The 22058-nt window shown below is 54.7% G+C and carries 24 protein-coding genes; 8 read left to right on the top strand and 16 right to left on the bottom strand.

Translation table 11 applies throughout. The features are described from left to right. Positions 1–28 precede the first annotated feature (28 nt). Entirely contained in the window at positions 29–1276 is a 1248-nt protein-coding gene (locus AC8GFP_RS03945; RefSeq protein WP_506610428.1) for an NAD(P)/FAD-dependent oxidoreductase, read from the top strand. Positions 1277–1292: 16 nt separating this feature from the next. On the opposite strand, the gene AC8GFP_RS03940 is transcribed toward AC8GFP_RS03945, so the two are convergent. Together AC8GFP_RS03940 and AC8GFP_RS03935 are read right to left on the bottom strand one after the other, a co-directional pair. Further along, entirely contained in the window at positions 1293–1751 is a 459-nt protein-coding gene (locus AC8GFP_RS03940) for a DUF2076 family protein (RefSeq protein ID WP_506610426.1), read from the bottom strand. A gap of 44 nt (positions 1752–1795) precedes the next feature. Continuing rightward, positions 1796–2221, bottom strand: coding sequence for a hypothetical protein (locus tag AC8GFP_RS03935; RefSeq protein WP_506610424.1), 426 nt, complete (start codon positions 2219–2221; stop codon positions 1796–1798). A gap of 218 nt (positions 2222–2439) precedes the next feature. On the opposite strand from AC8GFP_RS03935, the gene AC8GFP_RS03930 reads away from it, so the two are divergent. Beyond that, positions 2440–2862 (top strand): BLUF domain-containing protein, encoded by a 423-nt coding sequence (locus AC8GFP_RS03930; protein WP_506610422.1) that lies wholly within the window; start codon positions 2440–2442, stop codon positions 2860–2862. A 26-nt stretch (positions 2863–2888) separates the two neighbouring features. Here AC8GFP_RS03930 and AC8GFP_RS03925 read toward each other — a convergent pair whose 3' ends face one another. Beyond that, positions 2889–4928, bottom strand: coding sequence for an acyltransferase family protein (locus AC8GFP_RS03925; RefSeq protein ID WP_506610420.1), 2040 nt, complete (start codon positions 4926–4928; stop codon positions 2889–2891). A 58-nt stretch (positions 4929–4986) separates the two neighbouring features. Between AC8GFP_RS03925 and AC8GFP_RS03920 the strand changes: the two genes are divergently transcribed. From AC8GFP_RS03920 to AC8GFP_RS03900, 5 genes are all read left to right on the top strand, one after another. Next, positions 4987–5388 carry a carboxymuconolactone decarboxylase family protein gene (locus AC8GFP_RS03920; protein ID WP_506610418.1) on the top strand — a complete coding sequence of 134 codons (402 nt, stop codon included), beginning with the start codon at positions 4987–4989 and terminating at the stop codon, positions 5386–5388. A gap of 88 nt (positions 5389–5476) precedes the next feature. Beyond that, complete coding sequence (locus AC8GFP_RS03915; RefSeq protein ID WP_506610416.1) at positions 5477–6634, top strand: hypothetical protein; 1158 nt, start codon at positions 5477–5479, stop codon at positions 6632–6634. Next, complete coding sequence (locus AC8GFP_RS03910) at positions 6618–7526, top strand: metal ABC transporter solute-binding protein, Zn/Mn family (protein WP_506610414.1); 909 nt, start codon at positions 6618–6620, stop codon at positions 7524–7526. Before AC8GFP_RS03915 ends, AC8GFP_RS03910 begins: the two co-directional genes overlap by 17 nt. Before the next feature lie 6 nt (positions 7527–7532). Continuing rightward, complete coding sequence (locus AC8GFP_RS03905) at positions 7533–8276, top strand: ABC transporter permease family protein (RefSeq protein ID WP_506610412.1); 744 nt, start codon at positions 7533–7535, stop codon at positions 8274–8276. Between the two features lie 43 nt (positions 8277–8319). Further along, the gene (locus AC8GFP_RS03900; protein ID WP_506610410.1) at positions 8320–9054 is read left to right on the top strand and encodes an SDR family oxidoreductase; all 735 of its coding nucleotides are present in this window, start codon (positions 8320–8322) and stop codon (positions 9052–9054) included. Positions 9055–9061: 7 nt separating this feature from the next. On the opposite strand, the gene AC8GFP_RS03895 is transcribed toward AC8GFP_RS03900, so the two are convergent. Next, positions 9062–9811 (bottom strand): RraA family protein, encoded by a 750-nt coding sequence (locus AC8GFP_RS03895; RefSeq protein ID WP_506610408.1) that lies wholly within the window; start codon positions 9809–9811, stop codon positions 9062–9064. Between the two features lie 27 nt (positions 9812–9838). Then, on the bottom strand, positions 9839–10087 hold the full coding sequence (locus AC8GFP_RS03890; protein WP_506610406.1) for a hypothetical protein: 249 nt from the start codon (positions 10085–10087) through the stop codon (positions 9839–9841). Positions 10088–10166: 79 nt separating this feature from the next. On the opposite strand from AC8GFP_RS03890, the gene AC8GFP_RS03885 reads away from it, so the two are divergent. Further along, a complete protein-coding gene (locus tag AC8GFP_RS03885; protein WP_506610404.1) occupies positions 10167–11186 on the top strand; it encodes an alpha/beta fold hydrolase in 1020 nt (339 codons plus the stop codon). A 31-nt stretch (positions 11187–11217) separates the two neighbouring features. On the opposite strand, the gene AC8GFP_RS03880 is transcribed toward AC8GFP_RS03885, so the two are convergent. From AC8GFP_RS03880 to AC8GFP_RS03830, 11 genes are read right to left on the bottom strand one after another with little or no spacing between them, the layout of a single operon-like run. Further along, entirely contained in the window at positions 11218–12132 is a 915-nt protein-coding gene (locus AC8GFP_RS03880) for a delta(1)-pyrroline-2-carboxylate reductase family protein (protein WP_506610402.1), read from the bottom strand. Then, positions 12129–12947, bottom strand: a complete 819-nt coding sequence (locus AC8GFP_RS03875; protein ID WP_506610401.1) for a cyclase family protein — start codon at positions 12945–12947, stop codon at positions 12129–12131. Before AC8GFP_RS03875 ends, AC8GFP_RS03880 begins: the two co-directional genes overlap by 4 nt. A 26-nt stretch (positions 12948–12973) precedes the next feature. After that, positions 12974–14158 (bottom strand): acetyl-CoA C-acyltransferase, encoded by a 1185-nt coding sequence (locus tag AC8GFP_RS03870; RefSeq protein ID WP_506610399.1) that lies wholly within the window; start codon positions 14156–14158, stop codon positions 12974–12976. A gap of 30 nt (positions 14159–14188) precedes the next feature. Further along, positions 14189–14959: an ABC transporter ATP-binding protein gene (locus tag AC8GFP_RS03865; RefSeq protein WP_506610397.1), complete on the bottom strand. Its 771-nt coding sequence runs from the start codon at positions 14957–14959 to the stop codon at positions 14189–14191. After that, positions 14956–15714, bottom strand: coding sequence for an ABC transporter ATP-binding protein (locus AC8GFP_RS03860; protein ID WP_506610395.1), 759 nt, complete (start codon positions 15712–15714; stop codon positions 14956–14958). The genes AC8GFP_RS03865 and AC8GFP_RS03860 overlap by 4 nt, the downstream gene beginning before the upstream one ends. Further along, positions 15711–16784 carry a branched-chain amino acid ABC transporter permease gene (locus AC8GFP_RS03855; protein ID WP_506610393.1) on the bottom strand — a complete coding sequence of 358 codons (1074 nt, stop codon included), beginning with the start codon at positions 16782–16784 and terminating at the stop codon, positions 15711–15713. Before AC8GFP_RS03855 ends, AC8GFP_RS03860 begins: the two co-directional genes overlap by 4 nt. 6 nt (positions 16785–16790) lie before the next feature. Continuing rightward, positions 16791–17657 carry a branched-chain amino acid ABC transporter permease gene (locus AC8GFP_RS03850; protein ID WP_506610391.1) on the bottom strand — a complete coding sequence of 289 codons (867 nt, stop codon included), beginning with the start codon at positions 17655–17657 and terminating at the stop codon, positions 16791–16793. Positions 17658–17684: 27 nt separating this feature from the next. Continuing rightward, positions 17685–18914 (bottom strand): ABC transporter substrate-binding protein, encoded by a 1230-nt coding sequence (locus AC8GFP_RS03845; protein ID WP_506610389.1) that lies wholly within the window; start codon positions 18912–18914, stop codon positions 17685–17687. 49 nt (positions 18915–18963) lie between these two features. Beyond that, a complete protein-coding gene (locus AC8GFP_RS03840) occupies positions 18964–19728 on the bottom strand; it encodes a crotonase/enoyl-CoA hydratase family protein (RefSeq protein WP_506610387.1) in 765 nt (254 codons plus the stop codon). Next, positions 19725–20528 (bottom strand): ester cyclase, encoded by an 804-nt coding sequence (locus AC8GFP_RS03835; protein ID WP_506610385.1) that lies wholly within the window; start codon positions 20526–20528, stop codon positions 19725–19727. The genes AC8GFP_RS03840 and AC8GFP_RS03835 overlap by 4 nt, the downstream gene beginning before the upstream one ends. Continuing rightward, complete coding sequence (locus tag AC8GFP_RS03830; protein ID WP_506610383.1) at positions 20525–22054, bottom strand: long-chain-fatty-acid--CoA ligase; 1530 nt, start codon at positions 22052–22054, stop codon at positions 20525–20527. Before AC8GFP_RS03830 ends, AC8GFP_RS03835 begins: the two co-directional genes overlap by 4 nt. Positions 22055–22058: the final 4 nt, after the last annotated feature.

Here is a 22058-nt window from a genome sequence, read left to right as displayed (position 1 = left end):
CGCTGGCAATCGTTGAATAATGGCGTTCATGCACAACAAATCTGTCGATGTTTTGGTTCTGGGCGCAGGCATTGTGGGATTGACCCTGGGGCTCAAGTTGCAAGAACAGGGCCGCCATGTGATCTTGGTCGATCGTGGCGCACCAGGTGCTGCCACCAGCTTTGGCAATGCTGGTTTGATTGAGCGCAGCACCGTGTTTCCCTATGCTTTTCCACGCGACTTCAAAACTTTGTTGGCCTACGCACTCGGTCAACGCACTGCTGCCCACTACCACTGGCGTGCCTTGCCATCATTGCTGCCATGGATGTGGCGTTATTGGCAGCATTCTTCACCTGCGCTTTACCCCAAAGCCATTGCAGGCGCCCTGCCCTTGATTGAGCACAGCTGGAGCGAACACCAGCCGCTGATCGAAGCTGCAGATGCTCAGGCTTTGGTGAACGAGCAAGGCTGGATCAAAGTCTTTCGCACCGAGGAAAGCGCCCAAGAGCATCTCCGCATGGCCGAGCAAAGCCGCGCTTATGGCGTCAATGCCATGGTGTTGTCAGCGCCACAACTTCTGGCCAAAGAGCCTGCGCTCAAATCCGGTTTGATAGGCGGTGTGCACTATCCCGATGCGCGTCAAATCCAAGACCCTCAAGCATTGTCAAACGCTTATTGGCGCTTGTTTGAACAACGTGGCGGGGAGTTTTTGCAAGGCGATGCTTCGACATTGCAGGCAGATGCATCTGAATGGTTTGTACAAACCGCAACCGGTCGCGTCCATGCCCCGCAAGCTGTGCTGGCGCTTGGACCCTGGGGGGAAGATATGGCTCGCCAACTTGGGTACCACCTGCCATTGGGGCGCAAGAGGGGCTATCACATGCATTTTCAAACGGCTGCAACAACGCTTTCACACACCATTGTGGATGTTGAAAATGGCTATGCCATTGCGCCCATGACACAAGGACTGCGTCTGACGACAGGCGCTGAATTTGCATGGCGCGACGCGCCAGCAACACCTGTGCAGTTGGAGCGGATCGAGCCTGTGGCGCGTACCTTGACGCACTTGGGCGAACGCATGGACAGCCAAGCGTGGCTGGGATCGCGCCCTTGCACCCCGGACATGCTGCCCTTGATAGGGGCTGCGCCAAAGCATCCCGGCTTGTGGTTCAGCTTTGGTCATGCCCATCATGGACTCACACAAGCAGCTTCCAGCGGCCGGTTACTGGCCGAAGTGATGTGCGGTCAGACACCTTTTATAGATCCCAGCCCCTACCGTGTAGAGCGTTTTTTCTGAGCTGTTTTCAAGCCTGTCATGCCCAGTCATCCCCATCCAGCCCCAATCCATCATCAGTCACAGCATCAGATGCGGCTTCGATGATGCCAGGCACCAAATCAACATCCGAAAAGAGCCAAGAACCAGCCACCACGCCCACAGCGGTGCCCGCAATCGCACCCAAGACGCCCGAAGCCCACAAACTGGTGGTGGGGAATGCAGGATGGGCAGGCTTGCCAACGGTGGGTGGTGGAATACTTTTGGAAGGATCCAAAGACTGATTCAGCTGTGACTGCCATGCCGCGTTTGAATCCAAAGCGGCTTGCAAAGCCATGTGACTGGCCATGGCCCTTTGCACCAACAAATAAAGCGCGTCGGGATGCTGTGCACACGCTTCTTTGATGAGCTGGTCTGCCACTGTATCTTTGCCCGCAGCCGGACGTTGAAGAACTTGTCGCAGAAAAAAAAGCAATTGATCGCGTTCTGCTGATGTCATGACATTCCTTCTGAGTTGCAAATCATGAAGAGGTTGTGAAAGCGTCAGTTGGTCCTGTTTTTCCGGACACTGCAGTAAAACTGCTCACCGCCGGAGCCGCCAACATCCATGAACACCTGCCCGGCAATGGCATAGGTGTCTCTTCGAACAATGCCACCCATCATTTCAGATTCTGACAGGCAACGCCAGTTTTGCGCATCCTTGATGCTGCAACCTGTCAATTGACGCTGGGCCAGCATGTTCGAAGCTTGCCAGGTCATTTCAGTGACCTTTCCCCCGGAAAGATCAACCTGGTAGGAGGCTGGACTTGATCCAAATGGAGTGCACTGACGTTGACAGCTTTGAGGCGTGGCGGCCTCTTTTTGAGAAGGACACTCCAAAAACTCGTAGAGTGAATCGGAGGCATGAACCATGGTGCTCAGGCAAACGGGCAAAAGCCATTGCGCCATGCATTTGATTTGAAATTTCAATTTGTTCTCCTACTGCGTGATGTCAATTTAATCATGACTCCAGGAAACTTGGTGGCGTGCCAAGAAGTCTGTGAAACCCCGCATTGATTGTGCCGGACCAAACTGATAGGCTCAAGGCCTCGAAATAGCTTCTAGTGGCAATCTCTGGGCACTTGTTGACGTCTTGGCAGTGGCACCGTCTTGTGAATGCGTGATCGGTATCGCAAAGGAGTTTCCTCATGCTTGTCAGCCTCTTGTATGTCAGCCAGCCAACAGGTCCTGTCACAACATCCGTGACCTCCACCATTTTGAAAAGCTCAACCTTGAAGAATAAAAACGCCGACATTTCAGGTGTTTTATGCCAAGGAACTGGTCTTTACATGCAAGTCCTTGAGGGTGAACGATCCAAAGTCAACCATTTATTTTGTCGCATCATTGGAGACTCAAGACACCACAACATTGAACTTCTTTGCATGGAAGAAATCAAGCAACGCAAATTCGATCAATGGTCCATGGCACTCGTTCACCTGAATGCACAAGACCCCATGGTCAAAATGAACCACCCAGAATTCAATCCCTACGCGTCCACAGCGAAAGATGCCATGAATATCTTGGATGAACTGGTGAAAACGGGCTGGCCCATCGTCAGCACGGATCCATGATGTTTGAAATCAAGGCAACAAGCTGTCTAAAACTGATCCCATAGCCGCCGCACCACATACTCAGCCCCTCTGCGACTCAGGTGATCATCGTCCATGTAAAGCAAGACATCGTTCTTTGCACCAAAACACCATGGGCCCTCGCACAATGCCTGGGCTAAATCAATGACTTTGACTTCGGGCCTGCCTGACAAGATTTGATCCACTGCAGCCCTGTGTTTTTCGGTTCTGGCTAAAAAATCACTTTTCGCCACGGCGCATGGCATCTTGACCCGGTTGGACATCACCATGGGCCTGAAGCTAAAGCAGCTTCGGATGTCAAACCCAAGTTCCGGCACATCATGCAAAAAAGTGATCTTTTTATCTGCCGCCTTCAACGCATCCAAGGAGTTGGCCAAGCCCTTTAGAAACACCTCTTCATTGCTTCTTAAACCTCTTTCTTCACCTTCAAAGTGCAGAACCCAAGTGCCAAATTGTGAAGACTCTATGTCGCCAAAGCCTTGTCCTGTGGTGTACATCGGCCCCCTGCTTGTCAGGATCACTTCCTTGATTGCAGGGTCCTGGATGATGCGCAAAATAGCTTGGGTCCCTTTTTGCAAACAGTTTCTGACATCGCCACCAATGTCTTGAACAACCACATTCAACAGTGGCGGACAGCCATCGCTGCCCCCGTAAAGCGCCAAGCTCTGACCTTTGGATTGAAATCGCTCTACCAATCCAGGGTAAATGGTCAATGCATGGCTGTCTCCCATCACCACAGTCGTTGGCGCAGGTCCGCTGGTCAAGCAACGTGGGCCTTCGTTACTGACTTGACTGCAATACCAATCTGAACTGGTTGGTATGTCAAAAGTCAGGTCAGCGATTTGAACTTCGATCAATTGATTGGCAAATCTTGATTTGAATCCTTCTGAGGCGTAGGTTGCGAAACCCAAGCATGCGGTGATCAACATCAGTGTGATCAAGCTGTAAGTTTTTGCTTTCAGATGCCTTCCAAAACGAGCTGGTCGTTCAATGCACACATAGGTGAGCCATGCCAAAAGAAATGCAACCGCAATGCAGAAGGTGCGAACTTGCCAATCGGGCTGATGTTGTTCAAGAATCCGCGCGAACGACAGCAGCGGCCAATGCCACAGGTACAAGGGGTAGCTGATCAGGCCAATGCCAACCAAGAGGCGATGCGACAGAACCGTCTGGTTGAACCAAGATTGTGGACCCGCCGCAATGATCAACAGGGTTCCGATCACGGGCAACAGTGCCAAACCACCCGGAAAGCGCTTCTCTTGATCGATCACAAGCAAGCCCACTGACAACATCAGAACGCCCAGGATCGACATGCCCTGTTTGAAGTGCCTGTTGTCGGCAAGCTTGGCCTGGAGTGCGCCAAAGACCACGAAGCCTGAATGCGTCAACTGAGCCAACAAACTGCCTGCCAGCAGTTCCCACGCACGGGTGAAGGGCCAGAAAAAGCTGGCTGATGGATACTTTTCGATCAAGTACAAGTTCAAGAAAAACGAGCAAAGCAAGATGAGACAAGTGGCCCCGAACACATTGAATCGATGCCTGTATAACAAGCAGAAAATCAAAGGCCAGCATAAATAAAACTGTTCCTCCACGCCCAAGCTCCAAAGATGAAGCAGCGGTTTTGAATGGGCAGCGTAATCAAAATAGCCACTGTCGCTCCAGATGATCCAATTGGGAATCAATAGAGCAGTTGCAGAAATATGCTTTCCCAATAATTTGTATTCATCTGACAGCAAAGCGAACCAGCCAAAAAAGAGACAGCTGAGCAGAACCACCAAGAGCGAAGGAAATAATCGCCTTACTCTGCTGGCGTAAAAAGCACTGAATCTGAAATGTTGGTTGTCAAGGCCACTTTGAATCAGCTTGGTGATCAAAAAACCCGAGATCACAAAGAAAACATCAACCCCAATGAAGCCGCCTTTCACGCTATCTGGAAAGGCATGAAACGCCATAACGGTCAGAACCGCCATGGCCCGCAGTCCGTCGATGTCGGGACGGTAATCTATGCTGTGTAAATTAGGCTTACTCACTTGATGTGCAGAATCCATTCATGGAGATTGAAATCATGGTACGTCACACAATGCATCTTTTACCAAAGGAATCCCTATGAGCACCCTTCCAGTCCCATCGAATGTTGAGAGCAACCCCCAGGTCAAGGCTGTCTTTGATGACATCAGACAAACCCGGCAAAGTGATTTCGTCAACAACATGTGGCGCTATTTGGCCTTTGATCCAGACTTGCTAGAGAGCACCTGGCGGGAGGTCAAAGCCGTCATGGCAACACCCTCTGCCCTCGATCCATTGACCAAGGAAATGATTTACATCGCTGTCTCGGTGACCAACGCTTGCAGTTACTGTGTCCATTCACACACTGCATCAGCTGTCAGCAAAGGCATGTCATCGGCTCAGCATGCCGACTTACTGAGAGTGATTGCATTGGCGGGAAAAACCAATCAACTCGCTTCGGCCATGCAATTGCCGGTGGACGCCGTTTTCAACAAGGGCTGAAGCTGACTTTCACAGCTTGCAAGGCTATTGCTAATGAGAATGCATTTGCGTTAAGATAAGCTCACCTTTTTATTTTCAAGGAATGAGCATGTTCAAAACGATTTTTCAACCGACAGCGCTGAGTGCGTGCATCGGCTGTTTGCTGATGCCTGTCATGGTGCATGCAGAAACAACCCCTGGCTGGGAATTTGGCGCCGTCTTGGACGTGGCCAACACCTCCAAAGAACTCGAACTCGGCGCCCGTGGCAAAGACTTGCAACTTGGCCACAGTGATTTGGTGGCCCGTGGCGCACTTGGCAGCGCCTTGAACGCGGAGATTTCAGCAGCTGTGCACACCAAAGATGGTGATGTTGAAACCCATTTGGAAAATGCATGGGTCGAAACCAAGACCCTGCCCGCTGGATTGCAAGCCAGAGTGGGCAGGTTTTCGTCTCAAATAGGCTATCTGAATGAACAACATCCTCATGCGGATGATTTCTCAGAACGCCCATTGCTCTATCGCGGCTTTTTGGGCGGCCATTGGTATGACGATGGATTGCGATTGAATTGGACAGCACCCACGCCGTTTTACCTGCGCTTGGGGGTTGAGACTTTCATGGGAGAGCAACTCATCAAGGAAGCCGAAACCAAGAAATCGCCAGGTGCCTACACCTTTTCAATGAAAACGGGGGCTGATCTCAACCCCAGCAACAGTTGGCAACTGGGCTTGTCCTACCTGAACAACAGACGCCAGGCCCATGCCCATGAGCACGGTGCGGAGGAGGAACACGATCATGCTCATGGCGCTCAATTCAGTGGTCAACATCTCTACATGACCGATCTGGTCTACAAATGGGCACCGGATGGCAACCCGAAAAACAACCAGGTGAAACTGTTCTGGGAAAACGCACGGATCACCGGCATCCATCCAGAATTGACATCGCAACGACACACCGCGTCATCCTTGGGTGCTGTGTGGCGGTTTCACCCCGCATGGGAATTGGGTCTGAGAAGTGACGAATTGGCCGTCAACAAACCCGAGGTGCATGAAGGTGAAACTGAACCTGAAGCCGCTGCAGCCCGTTTGCGTGAAACAACTTTGATGCTGGCCTACAAGCCAAGCCACAACCAAACCTACCGCATTCAGTTCAGTCGTCAAAGCAGTGCCGGTGAAGCGGCCAGCGAGGTGTTTGCCCATACAGCGTCCAATGTGGTTCAACTGCAATTGGTGATTGGTTTTGGAGCCCACGGTGCGCACAGTTTTTAAGTTCGCCGTATGCAGCGGACTCTTGCTGGCTGGCAATCTGGTGCAAGCTTTCACGGTGTTTGCCTGTGAACCAGAATGGGGCGCCCTCACCAAAGCTTTGTACCCCAAGGCTGAGGTGTTTGCAGCCACCAACCATTTGCAAGATCCGCATCATGTGGAAGCCAGACCCTCGTTGATTGCCAAACTTCGGCAAGCAGACCTTGCTGTTTGTACTGGTGCAGGTTTGGAATCTGGCTGGTTGCCGGTGTTGCAAGCCCGCGCTGGCAACCCCAAGGTGCAAGACGGTCAACCGACCATGTTCTACGCCTCCAAGTTCGTGACGCTGATCAACCCGTATGCGGGCGCCATCACCCCCTTTTCAGGGGATGTCCATCCCGAGGGCAATCCACACCTGCATGCAGACCCCAAGCGTTTGCTGCAAGTCGCGGCACCCCTGCATGAGCGATTGATCCAGCTCCATCCCCAAGATGGCAAACAAATTGCAGACAACTACAAGACGTTTGAAAAGTCCATGCAAGCGGGCATAGTTCGCTGGGAAAAACAAGCCCAGCATTTGCAAGGACGCACGGTGGTGACACAGCACAGCAGTTTTGGCTATCTCTGGCAGTGGTTGGGTATTCAGATGGGGGCTGATTTAGAGCCCAAACCTGGCATGGCACCCACCCCCGTTCACCTTGAACGCATTCGCAAACAGATCCAACAGTCACAGCCGTTTGCCATCGTGATTGCCCAACACCATGACAAACGACCTGCACAATGGTTATCGCGTCAAGACAGCGCTCAAGGCATCCCCATGTTGGTTTTACCCGCAACAGTGACCAACATGTCTGGCACGGCATTGATCGACTGGTTTGATCAACTTCTTTCAACCCTGAGCCAGCGGCCAGATTGACACTGCATGACAGATGACTGGTTCATATTTCCCCTGATCACGCTTTTCGGTGGTGCGCTCGCTCTCTTGCCCTTGGGCAGGCAAGTGCTGCATCGTGGCGTAGTGTTCATTGATCTTGCGGTGGCACAAGCCGCTGCAGCGGCCACTTTGTGGCTGCAAGTGTTTCACCATACCCACGATGATGGCATTTTGCTGGGTGCATCGGTCGCCGGGGCACTTTGCAGCGCGGCCTTGGTGGCCAAGATTTGTCAATGGTGGCCCCAGCGGCGCGAAGCGCTCATCGGCTTGATCTATATCTTGGGCGCATCGCTGGCCTTGTTGGCCGCTCAATTCAGCCCCCATGGCAAAGATGATTTGCAACAACTCTTGGCAGCCGATCTGCTTTGGAGCGATGGCACGGATGCCCTGATTGCCGTTGTCAGCGGTGTGGTGGTTTCCATCTTGTTTTGGTTCAAACGAAGCGTATTGGCCGCGGACATGATCTTCTATGGCATGTTCGCCGTCGTGGCCAGCCTGATGGTTCAAACCTTGGGGGTGTTTTTGGTTTTTGTTTTGTTGATCGGTCCAGCCTTGTTGTTTGAGCGTTTTTCCGCCCTGCTTTCAAGTGCCGCATTAGGTTTGGCGGTTGGTGGTGGGCTGGGCTTGTCCTGGTATCTCGATTTGCCCAGTGGAATTTGCCTTTCCCTGACCATCTCTGCCGTCAGTTTGCTGGCTTTGCGACCGAACCCAGGCGCTTCAGTTAAGCTCTGAAACCCTCGATGGCCCCAAGGGCTTTCAACATTCAGGACAAGCCATGCGACTACTTGACAAACACATCCTCATCACAGCTGCCGGTCAAGGCATTGGTCAGGCCACCGCCATGGCCATGCTGGCCGAAGGTGCCACGGTCTGGGCCACCGACATCAACCCGGTTTTGTTAGAGCCTTACAAGGGCATGAAGCATGTCCACACAGCGGTGTTGGACGTGATGGACAAGGCAGCCATCGCTGCGCAAATCGCCCTCATGGAACGCATTGATGTGTTGTTCAATTGCGCAGGCTTTGTGCACAGTGGCACCGCCTTGACCGCCACCGACGAGGACTGGGACCTGGCCTTCAACTTGAATGTGCGCTCGCAGTTTTGGGCCATTCAAGCGGCTCTCCCCAAGATGATCGCCCAAGGCGGAGGCAGCATCATCAACATGGCCAGTGTGGCCTCGAGTGTCAAAGGCTTGCCAAACCGCTTTGTGTATGGCGCCAGCAAAGCGGCTGTGATTGGCCTGACCAAGGCGGTTGCGGCCGACCATGTGCGACAAGGTATTCGATGCAATGCCATTTGCCCAGGCACCGTGGACACACCCTCGTTGCAAGACCGCATCAACAGCCACGCCGATCCAGTGCAAGCTCGCAAAGACTTTGTGGCGCGTCAACCCATGGGGCGCTTGGCACAAGCCCATGAGATTGCGCCGATCGTGGTTTTTTTGGCCAGTGACGAGTCGCAATTCACCACCGGGCAAGCCTATTCGGTGGATGGTGGCATGACCATCTGAACCTGGTTCAGTAGCGGTTGTAAATTTCCAGCGCCTTGAGCATGGATTTTTCTTTTTCGATGATGGTCAGCATCTTGGATTCTTTGTCATCGTATTGCTTGAGCAATTCAATCACGCGCATGGCGGCAGCAGCTGGCACGACCACCACGCCATCGGTGTCACCCACGATGTAATCGCCGGGATGGACCATGATGTCCCCGCAGCGAACCGGCACTTGCTTTTCTGCACCAACCATGCGGCCAACCGAGGTTGCAGGGCTGACTCGGCGTGACCACACTGGAAAGCCCATCCGCTTCAATTCGGCGACATCACGCACCGCGCCATCGATCACAGCACCAGCCAGTTCTCTGACCTTGGCCGTGGTGCCCATCAAATTGCCCATGGCAGCGATGTCTGGGCCGTCTTGCATGACAAACACCAATATCGAACCTTTTGGGGCCTGATCCAGCAGCTCTAAAGCCAGATTGGGGTATTTGCGATCGTCATTTTTCAAAACAGGTCGCAACACCACGGTGGCGGCCCGACCGACTACTCGGGCATCAAAAATGGGTTTCATGTCTGACGACATCCAGCCACGGGCACCTGTGGCTTCTTCAACAGCATCGGCAATGTTGCCTGTGCTGTTTTGCGGCAAGCTCAAGGCTTGGATGATTTGTGCCTCGGTCAAGGCCCAGCTGAGCGGGGTCCACAAGAGGCTTGCCAGAGAGAACAACAGAGCCCGCAAGATGAACAGCGGCATGAAATGTGGCAATTGCATTGGCTTAACAGATCAAAAAAAGTTGACTTACTTTTTCAACTGCTTTTGGCGCTTGGCCAAGATGAACGCAGTGTTGATGCCCGTGAGCACCAAGATGGGCCAAAGCCATGTGGCGATCAAGACCCAAAAAGCGCGGCCCTCAAGCACCGAGCTTGCATCTGCACTGTCCGACTTGGTGGGTCCTTCGCTGAACAAGTGCCGATGAGAAAAAGTGACAAGCCCAAAACAAACGCCAGCAAAAAGATACACGCAGATCACAATGTATTCAGCAGTCATGGAGGTCCTTCAGTGTCTTGGGCCAGACCCATGATATTGGGCTTTGCGCACCAGCGTCAATGGGCAACTTGTCCATGACATGCGCTATAACTCCGGCATGAAAAATTTATTCGCATGGATCTGCCTGTTGGCCAGCCTGACCGCTCGGGCAGATGTGCCTGTTTATGGACCGCAATTGCAGGGCTTTGAATACCCAGCGCCTGTGCGGTATTTTGATTTCATCGCCGCCAACCAGCCAATCACAATGGCCTACTTGGACTACCCAGCAGCCAAGCCGAATGCACCGGTTGTGGTGTTGATGCATGGCAAAAATTTCTGTGCCGCAACCTGGCATGAAACAGCCATCAAGTTGCAACAAACTGGCTTGCGGGTGATTGCGCCCGATCAAGTCGGGTTTTGCAAATCCAGCAAACCCCTCAACTATGACTACAGCTTTGACGAACTGGCCAACAACACGCATGCCTTGTTGACATCCTTGAAGATCAGCCAAGCCACCGTGGTGGGGCATTCCATGGGCGGCATGTTGGCCACGCGTTATGCCTTGAAGTTTCCCAAGGAAGTGACTCAATTGGTGATGATCAATCCCTTGGGCTTGGAAGATTGGAAAGCCATGGGCGTGCCCATGCCCACCTTGGATCAATGGCATGCACGTGAGTTGCAGCAAACCGATGAGCGCATGCGCAACTACCAGAAAAGCACGTACTACGCGAACGTTTGGAAACCCGAATACGAGCCTTGGATACAAATGATCGCAGGCATGTACCGCGGTCCCGGCAAAGAAACCGTGGCATGGCATTCCGCCTTGACCTTTGTCATGATTGTCAATCAACCGGTTTTGTACGAATTCCCCAATCTCAAGGTGCCCACCTTGTTGTTGATTGGTGAACAAGACACGACAGCCATTGGTCGCGATTTGGCACCTGAGCCTCTGAAATCCGCTTTGGGCAACTACCGCGAGATGTCACTCAAAACCGTGAAGATCATTCCCAATGCCAAGTTGGTCTTGTTTCCAGATTTGGGTCATGCACCGCATGTTCAAAACCCCCAACGCTTTCAGACCGCTTTGCTCAACAGTTTGGTGGCCTTGGAAAACGACTGAGCAAGGGCTGTCTGCTGGCTTGCTGATGCATTCAACCCAGCGCCTGCACCACACACCGGGCCGCTGCCAAATCCCAGCCTGCCCAGCCACAACTTTTGAAAAACACCGGACCTGATGGGCCAGTGTCCAGGGCCGAGGGCCCACGCACCACATCTTGCAAGCTGAGATATTGCGCCACATCCAAGCCCGCTTGCAACAAGTCGCCAGCTTCATGGTCGGCGTCTCGGGAGTCCACCACCACCCGGCCATGTTCCGCCACATGCCTGCAAACCTCGGGTGCCCATTCCACCATGGCAGGTGTGAAGGCCCCAATGGCGCAAATGAATGCATCGTCACGAGGACGGGCACGCAGGGCCACTTGATGCGCAGTGGTGGCACTGACCACCAAACTGCAGTCAGCCAAAGCTTGGTCAGCGCTGTCAGCGATGGCGGCGCTCACGCCCAAGGACTGCGCTTCGTCCACCAAGGCTTGGGCACTTTCGCGTGTGCGCGAAGCCACCAACACCTCTTGCACACCAAGCCCTTGCACAAATGCATGCAAATGCGCTTTGGCCTGCACCCCAGCACCCACCAGCAACAAACGGCCCTGGGGATGAGGCGCGAGGTGTTGTGCGGCGAGCAAGGACACAGCCGCTGTTCGGTGCGCGGTCACCGTGGGGCCATCCAGCAGGTGCAACAACCTGCCATCACGGGCATCAAACACCATCACTTCACCTTGGATGGCGGGCATTCCCCGCGAGGGGTTGTCTGGGACCCAGGTGATCAGCTTGGTGATGGCCAGTTGGGCATCGCCTGCGGGCATGACAAACAAACTGCCCGCGTTCGACAAGCGCTGTACCAAACGCGGCGGCACCACAACCGACGTGTCCAGCAATAAAGCCGCAATGGTTTGAGACAGCCGCAGGTAGGGCAAGGCCCGCGCTGTTTGGTGAGGATCAAGTTTCAAGCTTGGGGATGCTGCGCAGCAAGCAAAGCATCATCAAAAATTGCAACGGCACGGGTCCAGCCAGCAGAAGCACCACGGATTTTGTGGGGAAAACAGCTGATGTAAAAACCGCTGCTGGGCAAGGCTTCCAGGTTGTGCAGTTTTTCCAAGTGGCAATAGCCAATGTCTCGGCCCGCTTTGTGGCCTTCCCAAATCAACGCCGCGTTGCCGGTGTCTGCATATTTTTGCGCGGTGTGCACAAACGGCGCATCCCAACTCCAGGCATCCGTGCCGGTCAATCGCACACCCTGCTGCAGCAAATACATGGTGGCTTCGTAGCCCATGCCGCAGCCACAGGAGACATAGTCGGGTTGTCCGTATTGCATGCCTGCCCGCGTGTTGACCACCACAATTTCCAGCGGCGACAACGTGTGACTGATGCGCTTGAGTTCGGCATCCACTTCAGCTGCGGTGACCACATGACCATCGGGCAGATGACGGAAGTCGAGTTTCACCCCGGGTTGAAAGCACCACTCCAGCGGCACTTCATCAATGGTGATGGCGGGCTTTTTTTCGCCTGACGCCTGATCCATCGTGGAGTGGTAGTGGTAAGGCGCATCCAGATGCGTGCCGTTGTGGGTGCAGAGTTTGACAAACTCCACCGCCCAGCCTTCCCCGTCGGGCAAGTCTTCTTTTTTCAAGCCCGGGAAAAATGGCTCTATTTGTGACACCGTGTTTTGATGGGTCAGGTACTCGATGCGCGGGGCATACGCGGGTGGATCACTCACCACATCGTTTTCCAAATAAATGGATAAATCAACAAATCGACGTGGCATGTGGACCCCCCTTTTATCCAATAAGCTTAAGCGACTTCAAACAACCCAGCCGCACCCATGCCGCCACCAACGCACATGGTGACGACCACGTATTTCACGCCACGGCGTTTGCCTTCGATCAGCGCATGGCCCACCAACCTTGCACCTGTCATGCCATAGGGGTGACCGATGGAAATGCCACCACCGTTGACGTTGTAGATCTCGGGGTTGATGCCGAGTTGATCCCGGCAATAAATGGCTTGACAGGCAAAGGCTTCGTTCAACTCCCACAGACCAATGTCGTCCACTTTCAAACCGTGTTGTTTCAGCAATTTGGGCACGGCGTAGATGGGACCAATGCCCATTTCTTCAGGCGCACAACCAGCGACTGTCATGCCACGGTAAATGCCCAGCGCTTGCAAACCTCGACGCTCGGCCAAGCCTGCGTCCATCACCACGCAAGCACTGGCGCCATCGGACAACTGACTGGCGTTTCCTGCGGTGATGACGCCGCCTTCAATCACTGGCTTCAAGGAGGTCAAACCTTCGAGCACAGTGTCGGGGCGGTTGCTTTCGTCTTTGTCCAACACCACGTCTTTCAAACTGATAGCGCCCGTGGCTTTATCGGCCACCGCCATTTGCGTGGCATAGGACACGATTTCTTGGTTGAAGCGACCGGCTTGCTGGGCTTGCGCCGTGCGCTGCTGCGATTGCAATGCATACAAGTCTTGCGCTTCACGGCTGATGCCATATTTCTTCGCCACAAACTCGGCGGTCATCAGCATGGGCATGTAGACATGGGGAACGCGTTGTTCAAGATGTGCGTCTTTGCTGGCCATGGCGCTCTCGAAGTAAGCTTTTTGTTCAGCCGTGATGTTCTCTTGGCCACCAGCCACCACCACATCCATGCCGTCCACCATGACTTGCTTGGCGGCTGTGGCAATCGCCATCAAACCAGAAGCGCATTGCCGGTCCATGGTTTGACCAGGGGCCGTGACCGGTAAGCCAGCAGCCAAAGCCGCGTTACGCGCCAGGTTCATGCCCGCCGTGCCGCTGGTGAGCACCGTCCCCATGACCACGTCTTCCACCTCAGCACCTTCAATGCCTGCACGTTGAACGGCCTGCGCAATCACATGACCCAACATGCTGGGCGATTTGCTGTGGTTCAAAGAACCTTTGAAGGCACGGCCAATGCCGGTGCGGGCGGTGGATACGATGACGGCTTCTCTCATGGGGACTGCTCCAATAAAAATAGAAAAATATCAGTGCTCACTGCCTAAATAGGCAGCGATCACAGCGGGGTCGTTTTGAATTTCTTGCGGCAGTCCTTCAGCAATTTTTTGGCCAAAGTCGAGCACCACGATCTTGTCGGACAAGTCCATCACCACCGGGATGTCGTGCTCCACAATCAAAAAACTGATGCCCAAGGTGTGTCGCACTTTTTGAATCAAAGCCGACATGCTGTCTTTTTCGGCGCTGCTCATGCCAGCCATGGGTTCATCCAACAACACCAACTTGGACTGTTGCATCAAGGCGCGGGCAAACTCCACTTGTTTTTGACGGCCATAACTCAGTTCAGCAGGCAAGGCATCGGCCATGTCTTGCATGCCTAAGAAGGCCAGCATGTCCATGGCAGCAGCTTCGGCTGCACGTTCTTCACGGCGGGCTTGCGGGCTGGTGAACACGCCTTGCAACAAGCCTGAAGAACCTTTCAAGTAGACACCGGTCATCAGGTTTTCCAGCACACTCAGGCCGCCAAACAAAGCCAGGTTTTGAAAAGTGCGGGCCATGCCTTGTCGCGCGATTTGGTGCGCAGCCAAGCCCGTGATGTCTTGTTTGTTGAACTGCACCTGCCCCGAGGTGGGCGTGTACATGCCGGTGATGCAATTGAACAAGGTAGTTTTGCCCGCACCATTGGGGCCAATCAAGGACGTGATCTGGCCTTGCGCCAAGCTGAACGACACGTCGTTCAAGGCGGTGATTCCGCCAAAGCGCATCACCAGGCTGGAGATGATCAACATCGGTGTGTTCATGCGCTGGCCTCCCCTGTCTGGCGGGCTTCACCCAAATACGAGGTTTTCATTTCGGGACTGGCGGCCACCATGTCTGCACTGCCCGACAACACCACCCGACCTTGCTGCAGCAAATAAGCCGACTGGGCAAACGAGAGGGCGAGCTTGGCGTTTTGTTCCACCACCAACATGGCGGTACCCATGGTGTCACCAATCACGCGCAGCTGTTTGTAAATGTCGGCCACGATCAGTGGTGCCAAACCCAAGGACAACTCGTCGACCAACAAGAGTTTGGGTTTGGCGATCATGGCGCGGCCCAAGGCCAGCATTTGTTGCTCGCCACCCGACATCCAGCCTGCTGCTTGTGTGCGCCGCTCAAGCAAACGCGGAAACAAATGGTAGACCGCATCCAGGCCGTCTTTCACCTGGGCACGCGGCAACACGGCGGCACCCACCAACAGGTTGTCTTCGACGCTCAATTGCTTGAAGACCAAGCGACCCTCGGGGACTTGTCCCATGCCAAAACGCACCAAGCGGTGGGCTGGCAAACCAGACACCAACTGACCCAGCATGTGCACTTGTCCGCCGGTGATCTGGCCATGGTGCAAACCGAGCAAGCCGGTGACGGCACGAATGAGTGTGGATTTGCCAGCGCCATTGGCTCCAAGCAGTGCCACGATGCCGCCTTGCGGCACTTGCAAACTGACGTCTTCCAAGGCCAAGCCCTTGCGGTTGTAAGCCACACTGAGGTTTTGTATGTCCAGCACGGTGCTCATGGTTTTGTCCTCCATGCCTGCCATGCGTTTTTCAAGCTTGTGGCCAAACCCGCTACACCACCCGGCGCGAAGATGAGGAACACGATCACCAAGATGCTGAAGATCAATTGCACCAACTGGGCCCGGTGCTCGACCAACAATTTGCCTAAAAATTCGTTGCCTTCACTCGACTGAGGTGACAAGCCACCGATGATGGACGGCAACAACAACCAAATGGCCGCGCCGACCAATGATCCAGACAAAGAGCCCATGCCACCAATGATGATCATCGCAATGAACTGGATGGCGAAGAGGATATTGAAGGCTTCTGAGGTGACATTGGACAGGTAGTAGGCAAACAAAGCACCGGCCACCGACGCAATGGCCGAACTCAGCCCAAAGGCTTTCAAACGCAGAATGCGCACATCCACCCCAACCGAAGTGGCAGCCAATTCATGGTCCCGCATGGCCAACATGGCGCGGCCTTCGCGGCTCTGCAAACTGGCTTGTAAGCCCAAGTACACCAATACCACCAGAGGCAACAACAAGGCATACCAACGCACAGGCGTGTTGAGCTCGAACCCGCCAATGCGCGGCGTGGCATAGGGAATGCCGACAACGTCAAAGTATTTGAATTGGTATTCCAAAAACACATAGGCCACCACGTAATGAACGGCCAAGGTGGACAAGACAAAGTACAAACCGCGCACACGCAATGAAGGCAAGCCGGCCAAGGTCCCAGCCAAGGCACCGGCCAGCGCAGCAGCCAACAAGACCAAGGGAAACGGCAAACCGAGTTGGGTGTCAAACACGGCAGCTGCCATCGCGCCTGTGGCAAAGAAGGCGGCATGGCCAATGGAAATGAGCCCTGCACAACCCGTGAGGTAGTTGAGGGACAGTGCGCCCAACATTGAAATCAACATCAGGTTGATTTGACTCAGACCCAGGTTCAACAACTGGGTGTTGGACAAAGGAATGCCAAAGAAGGCACGCTCGGTCAACAACGTGGGCAGGTAGGCCAAGACGGCGGCGCACAACAACAGCCACAGCCATGCGCCTGCACTGAGCGAGGGTTTGGAGGTCTTGTTCATGCTGATTTAAACCCGGCCCAGTTCGCGTTGACCAAACAAGCCCCAGGGTCGCACCATGAGGATGAGCAGCAACAAGACATAAATCACGATGTCACTCGATTTGGGCGAGATGTAGGTGGAGGCCATTTGCTCGATGATGCCCACCAACAAGCCGCCAATGATGGCGCCCGGAATGCTTTGCATCCCGCCAATCACCACCGCTGGCAAGGCCAACAACCCAATGCCCTCGAGTTCAGTAGAGGCAATTTGCAACTGCCCCAAAAACACGCCTCCCACGGCAGCCAAGGTGGAGCCAATCCCCCAGGCCAAGCGATTCATGGTGTTCACATTCACGCCTGAAACCACGGCCGCTTCGTGGTTGTCGGCGCAAGCTCGCATGAGCAAGCCCACCGAGGTGAATCGAAAAAACAAACCAAACCCTGCCATGCAGACCCAGCTGACCAAGGCAGCTGTCAGGTGCAAATAGGAAATCCGCACTTCACCAAGCATCAAGACACCTGTGGGCATAGGTGTGGTGAGAGAACGCCCTTGTGGACCAAACACAATTTCAATGAAGGCGCGAAGTGCAATCGACAAAGCAATGGTCAGCATGATGACGGAGAGCATGGGCCGACCCGACAAGGGCTGAATCAACACCATGTGGATCAACACACCCAACAAAGCAGCCGCGCCAATGATGAACAAGATGGCCAGCGGAAAGGGAAGTTGCAAAATGGAAATGGCCGTGACGGCGAAGTATGCGCCGCAGACCACGAACATGCCCTGCGCAAAATTGAACACATCCGTGGCTTTGAAAATCACGGCAAAGCCCAGAGCGACCAGGCCATAAATGCTGCCCAAGGCCAGGCCGCTGAAGAAGACTTGTTCAAACATGGTGATATCTCTGGGTTGTGTGCTGTATCAGCGGGTGTATTTTTCGTAGTCGGCAAACTCACCGTAGGCCTTGAACTTGTTCACAGCAAAGTCATAGCCAATCAACTTGAACACCACCGGTCCGGTGTTGTTGGTGGGCGTGTAGGTGATTGGCGCGGTCAAGCCTTGGGTGTTCACTGTGAACCCTTTGGACAAGGTTTCAATCAAACGAGCTCGCGTGGGATTCTTACCCAACTTGGCCAAAGCTTCAGCCGCCATTTGAGCGCTGATCCAGCCAGCCACATAGTTGATGTCTTGCTTCATGTCACCTCGGCCTATCGTGTCGGCATACTGAGACAAGGCTTTGTTGCCCGGTGTTTGATCGGCGCCACCTGGCGTAAAGCAGCTGATGAATTTGTAGTTGGCGGCAGCTGCACTGCCCATGCTTTGGAACATTTGCGGCGCACCCAAGTAGGTGATGCCAAAGGTGGGGATGTTCAAACCGTATTGGGCCAAGCCTTTCATCGTCAGGATGGCGGTGTTGGACACGCCATACACCGTGATGAAATCGGGCTTGAGCTTCATGATTTCCAAAATTTGCGGCGTCATGTCCACCGCCGTCACTTTCACCGTCAAGTGGGAAGCAGAGCCACCCAACTTACCCACCGCTTCGGCCACATAGTCGTGGTATTCCTTGCCACCAGCCGTTTCTATCGCCAAGGTCACCACCTTGGCAGATTTGAGTTTGAGTTTGTCCACGTGGTAACCCACACCCGCTTGCGCCATTTGCTTGTAACCACAAAAGCCGTTGTAGACCATGGGTGACACTGGTTCAGACAGCGCCTTGGTGGCTGTGTAGGTGCCGACAATCGGCACCTTACCGGCTTTGATCGTTGGGGCCAAGGCCACTTGCGACACCGAGGTGCCCATGCCCGAGATGGCAATCACCGGGGTTTGGCTCACCAATTTTTCAAACGCGATTTTGTCGGTCGCGGGGTTGAACCGGTTGTCTTCGGCCAGCACATTGATCTTGCGACCGTTGATGCCACCGGCTTCATTGATCTTGCGCATGTGGTCGCGAAAACCATGAACCCAAATGCCTTGCGAGGCCGAAGTGGGTCCACTCATGTCCATCAGCACCCCCCAGTCGATGCGGTCTTTGTAAACGCCGTCTTGCGGTGCATCTTGTCCCCACGCCGCGAGGCTGCACAAAGTAGCTGACAGCAGCAGGCCCCAGCTTCGGGCCTGGTTGGAAAAAGCAAATGTTGAAGCGGTCATGGGGTCTCCTGGTGGGTTTGTTGGTGGGGTGTTGGCGGTATCCGGCGCATCAATTGCCCGTCCACACCGGCGGGCGTTTTTCGCTGAAGGCCAAGGCACCTTCGCGTGCATCATTCGAATGGATGATGGTTTCCAGCAAGGCGTTTTGCCGTTGAAAGCGTTCATCTGCTGGCCAATGCAAAGACTCGGCCACCACTTTTTTGCTGATCTGCACAGCCAAGGGTGCATTGGCCGCAATTTTGTGGGCCAATGTTTTGGCAGCAGCCAAGGCTTCACCGGGTGCGCTGAGTTGGTTCACCAAGCCCCATTGACGCGCTTCCACTGCGGGCATGAGGTCGCCAGTGAGTGCATAGTGCATCGCGATTTGACGCGGAATGCGTTGTGGCAAACGCATCAACCCACCCGAGCCCGCCATCAAACCGCGTTTGACTTCAGGCAAACCAAACTGTGCGTTGTCGGCTGCCACCATCAGGTCACAGGCCAAGGCGATTTCACAACCCCCTGCCAATGCATAGCCTTCAATGGCAGCAATCACAGGTTTGCGCGGCGGCGTCTCGATGATGCCCGCCAACCCCCTGCCCGGCAATTCGACACGTTCGCCGCGCAAGAAGGCTTTCAAATCCATGCCAGAACAAAAATGCCCCCCCGCACCCGTGAGGATGCCGACACGCAAATCGGGGTCGCTGTCGAGATCGTCCATCGCCTGGGCTATCGCTTCGGAAGTGGCGCGGTCGATGGCGTTGCGCATCTCAGGGCGACAAATGGTGATGACCCACACAGGGCCATCGCGCTCGGTGGTGACGGTGTGGCTCATGGCTTCAAGTCCCTTTGCAAACGCGCTTTCAGGCCGCTGCGGTCGCGGATGATGCGACCCGACACCACTTGGCCATCTTGCACACGCAAGATACCGTTGACATTGAGCAGCATGCTGCTTGTGGTGGATGCGATACCTGCAAAACCGCTTTGGTAACAGCCGGTTTGTCGCGCATGAAACGCCACGTCATCGCCCGACGAAAACAACTCGGTGAACTCCACCGACTGGACTTCAAACACCAACGGCACACCAGTGATGTGTTCATCATCACAACGCACGGTGTTCAAGGAGGGTGGCCATGATTGCGACAACCCATTGCGCACCACGGCTTCGGCCATGGGGTTGGCCGCCAAGGGCTGCGTGTCCCAAGGGCTGACAGCAGGCGCTTCTACCGTATCAGCGACGCCGCTTTTGAGTTGGCGTTGCCGGGTCATGTAGTCTTCTTGCGCAATGCAACCGGTGAGTTGTTGGCCGTTCGAGCGATAGATGCCCACACCCGACCACACCGCCATGCGCCCGTTGGATGCGCCGTGTTCGCTGAAATACACCGCCACCCGGTCTTCAGCACTGACCACGTGGTGCACGGTCATGCCCATGCCCGGGAAGGCTTGCATTTGCTGTTCTACCGCAGGCAACCATTGCTCGTCGCGCCCTGCAAAGATGTGGTCGCCAATTTCCAACGCATAGTTGGGCACGATGAATTGTGCGGCCACGCTGCTGTCGTGGCTGTTGAAATAGTCCACCACCCAACGGCGCAACAACTGCACTGGTGTTTGATTGGGCATGACAGTGTTGGTCATGCCGCAGGCCCTGCATGGGTGAGGCGCAATTCACGCTTGAGCAACTTGCCTGATGCGTTGCGCGGCAAGACCTCGGCAAACACCACCGAGCTGGGGCATTTGTAATGCGCCAAACGTTCACGGGTGAAGGCGATGAGTTCGGCGGGGCTGGCGGTCATGCCAGGTCGCAACACCACCACCGCACGCGGTGTCTCGCCCCATTTCTCATGGGGTACACCCATCACCGCCACTTCTTTCACAGCCGCATGGCCGTTCAAGACGTTTTCCACTTCGGCGGGGTAAATGTTTTCACCGCCCGAAATGATCAGGTCTTTGTAGCGGTCGAACAAATAAATGTAGCCTTCGTCATCCAAATACGCCGCGTCGCCGGTACGCAACCATCCGCCGGCTTGGATCGTTTCGGCGGTTTCAGCAGGCTTGCGCCAGTAGCCGCTCATCAGCATCTCAGACTGGATCCAAATTTCACCAACTTCGCCGGTGGGCACATCTTGTTGTGTCGTGGGGTTCACCACGCGCAACTGCACCCAATCGACAGCGCGTCCGACCGATTGCAACAACTTGGCACGTGGGCCTTCCGGTTCGTGGTCGGAAGGTGGCAACAAGACCACCGAGCCCGAGGTTTCGGTCATGCCATAGGCTTGGATGAATTCGCAACGCAGCATGTCCATGGCGTGGCGCAACAGCACATCCCCCATGGGGGCTGCGCCATACATCAACCATTTGAAGCTGGACAAATCGGCTTGCATCACACCAGGCACATCCAACAAGGATTGCACCACGGTGGGCACCAAGAAGGTGTGCGTGACCCGGTGCTGTGCAATGAGTTCCACCATTTTGGAGGTGTTGACTTCGCGCATCAGGATGGTGTGGCCGCCCACGGTCATGGCGCTGGTGCCATAGCCGCAACCACCGATGTGAAACATGGGCATGGCCACCAAATTGACGCAGTCTGGGCCCATGCCCCACAGCACACCCAAGCGTTGCGTGAACGACATGCCTTGGTTGGTCAGCATCACACCTTTGGGCAAACCGGTGGTACCGGATGTGTACAACAGCAAGGCCACTTCATCAGGCGCACCTTCGTGGCCGGGGTCGGCATGGCCCTCTGAACCACGCCAGGCTTGGTATTCATCGCCCAGTGTCAATACCTTCTGTACACCGGGCAACTGCTTGGTCGCATCGGTAAGCAAGTGCGCTTCACCTGGGGATGTGACGATCACCTTGGGTTGTGCATCAGCCACGATGGCTTGTATTTCCAATGGGGCCAATCGCCAATTCAAACCGGTGAGGATGGCGCCAATTTTGTTGCACGCAAACATGAGCTCGAAACACTCGGCGCAGTTTTTTGTCAGCAAGGCCACGCGGTCGCCCACACCCACACCCCCTGCTTGCAAGGCATTCGCCGTTTGCGAGCTGCGTTCGTGCAATTGCGCAAACGTCCAGGTCTCGCCCTCGAACGTCAAGGCAGGCGCGGACGGTTGGTCTTGCGCGAGCTGGCGAAGCATCTGGGCGTAGCTGGGGTACATGGTG

Origin of the sequence: Limnohabitans simekii (SeqCode) (assembly GCF_965234735.1) — a bacterium.
GTDB classification, from domain to species: Bacteria; Pseudomonadota; Gammaproteobacteria; order Burkholderiales; family Burkholderiaceae_C; genus Limnohabitans; species Limnohabitans simekii.
This window is presented reverse-complemented; position numbering and strand designations above follow the sequence as displayed.